This is a genomic window from Archangium sp. (genome assembly GCF_036389735.1).
GTDB lineage: Bacteria > Myxococcota > Myxococcia > Myxococcales > Myxococcaceae > Archangium.
In genome coordinates, this window is the sequence record NZ_DASVWK010000356.1 from 1 (window position 1) to 2,932 (window position 2,932).

Genomic DNA, 2,932 nt, shown 5'->3' on the forward strand with positions numbered 1-2,932 from the left:
AAGCGGATGCCCTTCACCGCCCCCTTCTCGTCCGGCAGCGCCTCCACCGGGCTCATGCGCTCGATGAAGCGGATGCCTTCCTCCAGCGCCTTCGCCACTTCCTCGTGGTTGAGGCGGTAGGCCGGCGATTCGGTGAGACCCCGGCGGTACACGAGGCTCACACCGCCCCAGTTGCGCACCAGCCGGATGAAGTCCGGCGCCCGGCCATCGGCCTCCGCCTCCTGACGCTCGGCGCGCACCGCCCGCCCGTGCTCCAGGAAGGTGAGGTAGGTGGCCTTCTCCTCGGCGTCCATGCGCGCGAGCACGGCCTCCTCGCCCAGCTCCGCCACCAGCTTCTCGTGGCGCTCGAGCGACTTCTCCACCTGCACCGGGTAGTACGCCAGCAGCTCCGTGGCGGTGTCGATGCCCGTCAGGCCGCCGCCGATGACGATCGCCGGCAGCTGCACCTGGAGGTTGGCCAGCGAGTCCCGCTTGAAGGCGCCCGTGAGCTGCAGCGACATGAGGAAGTCGCTCGCCTTGCGGATGCCCCGGATGAGGTTGTTCTTCATCCCGATGATGGTGGGCTTGCCCGCGCCCGCGGCGATGGCGATGTGGTCGAACCCCATCTTCCACGCGTCTTCAATCGTCAGCGTGCCACCGAAGCGGATGCCGCCGTAGATGCGCAGGTTCTGCCGCCGCTCCAGCGTCAGGTGCATCAGCGTGAGGAAGTTCTTGTCCCAGCGCACGGTGATGCCGTACTCGGACACCCCGCCAAAGCCCTCCAGGATGCGCTCGTCCAGCTGACGGGTGAGCGCCCTCCAGTCACGGATGGGCTTGAGCTGCTTGCCGTTGCGGCCCACCAGCTCGTCCTCGAAGGGTTCGATCTTCAGGCCGTCGATGCCCACGACGCCGAAGCCCTCGTTGAGCAGGTAGTGCGAGAGCGTGTAGCCGGCCGGGCCGAGGCCCACCACCATCACGTTGCGGCCCACGTACGGCAGCGCGTACGGGCGGCGTACGTTCAGCGGGTTCCAGCGCGTGAGCAGGCCGTAGATCTCGAAGCCCCAGGGCAGGTCCAGCACGTCCGTCAGGGCGGCCGTCTCCACCATCGGGATGTTCACCGGCTCCTGCTTCTGGAAGATGCAGGCCTTCATGCAGTCGTTGCAGATGCGGTGACCGGTGCCCGGGCACATCGGGTTGTCGATGATCACCACGGCGAGCGAGGCCAGCGAGTCACCCTCGCGCTTGAGCGCGTGCGCCTCGGAGATGCGCTCGTCCAGCGGGCAGCCGGTGAGCGGAATCCCCAGCGGGTTCTTCTTGAAGGTATGGCCCTCGGCGGCCGCGTCCTTCGCCTTGAAGCCCTTGGAGCACGAGTCCTTCTCGCGCTCGTGGCAGATGACGCAGTAGTCCACCTCGCCCATCACTTCACGCGGGGTGCCGCGCGGGTCCGTCAGCTTGAAGCCGTCGCGGTAGCGCAGGTGGTGGTCCGGGCCCTGGGTGATCTCCGGCAGCTTCTCGTCCGGACGCTCCAGCTGCACGAGCTGATCGAACACCAGCGGCTTGGGCACGCGGTGCGTGGGCCACTTGTGGAACAGCTCCTTCATCTCCGGGTGCAGCGCGCGGGCGTACGTCCAGCGGTCCGCCAGCGACAGCAGGTTGCGCACCGACTGGAGCTCCGCCGTGTCGTCCCCCTGGGTGACCAGGCTGGAGCCGAAGGCCTCCTTGCCCTCGGGCCCGGAGAGCAACGCGGCGCGGAGGCCCGTCCACTTCGCCCGCAGGGCCTCGGACTGCTCCGGGGTCAGCGGCGCCAGGTTGCCGGAGGTACCGGAGAAGAGCCGCTCCAGGTCCATCAGCGTGAGGATGGACTGCGCCAGGGCGCGCTCCACGTCGTCACTGGCGAGCGCCTCGGGGAAGGCGAGCGACAACATCAGCCGCATCCGCGCGTCCAGCGAGGGGTACTCGGAGAGCGCGGGACGGTCCGTCGCGCCCTTCTTGAAGACGCGGCGGGAGATGAACTCGCGCTTGAAGTCGAAGAGCGGCAGCTCGCTCTTCAGGTGGCGGGCCAGCCGCTCCAGCTCGGCCTCGATGCCGAAGAGCCGGCGCACGAAGGCCGACACGTGGCGTGCCACGCGGATGAGCAGCTCGGACTCGGCGGGGCCGGTCACGCTCTTGCCACCGGACTTCCGGTAGGCGTCGAAGGCCTGGAACAGCTCGGGCTCGTCGGCGGCGAGCTGCTCGTCGAAGCGCTCGGACAGGCGACGCAGCCCTCGGGGGCGGTACAGATCCTCGAAGCTGAAGCCCGGAAGGCCGAGGGTGAGCGTGGGGCCGTCGTTGGAAGAAAGGGCGGTCAAGGGACGCATGTGGCTCGGAGTGAAAGGGGCAACCAGACAAAAACGGTTGCCGCACCGCCCCTATTTCGCGGCCCGCCGGCTGGAAAGCAAGCGGACTCGATCAGAACGGCTACTAGGGTCGGTACAACCGGCGGTGCATTTGTCTCAACCCCCAGAACATCTTGGCCGCATCCACGCCGAATCGGACCTTCGAGTCGCCGGCATCAGCCCAGTCGATGGGGACCTCCAGCGCCCGTGCGCCCTGATCGCGCATGAGGGCCAGCAGCTCCACATCCAGCAGCCAGCGGTTCTCCTGGAGTCGGTCCAGCAGCGGGCGCAGCAGCGAGGCCCGGAAGAGCTTCACCCCGCACTGGGTGTCATAGAAACCCAGTCGGAATCGCACATCGGTGAGGGTGGCGAAGACGCGCCCCTGGAGGTGGCGGAAGAGCCGGCGCTCCACCCGACGCCCGGCCATGAGGATGCGCGAGCCCACCAGCACGTCCAGGTCCCGCGTCCCGGCGGCCAGCGAGGCCAGGCGCAGGAACTCCCCCGCGCTCACCGCGCCGTCCGCGTCCAGGAAGGCCAGCCAGGCGGCCTGGGGAGCGGCTTCCCGCCACCCCCTCCGG

At 68.7% G+C, this 2,932-nt stretch carries 1 protein-coding gene and 1 pseudogene; both read right to left on the reverse strand.

Annotated features, from left to right (window positions below; translation table 11 throughout):
* The coding region (locus tag VF794_RS12450) for an FAD-dependent oxidoreductase (RefSeq protein WP_331110003.1) at window positions 1–2,336 on the reverse strand (2,336 nt) is incomplete at its 3' end.
* Window positions 2,337–2,439: 103 nt separating this feature from the next.
* A pseudogene (locus VF794_RS12455) lies at window positions 2,440–2,932 on the reverse strand (glycosyltransferase family 2 protein); the annotation flags it as partial.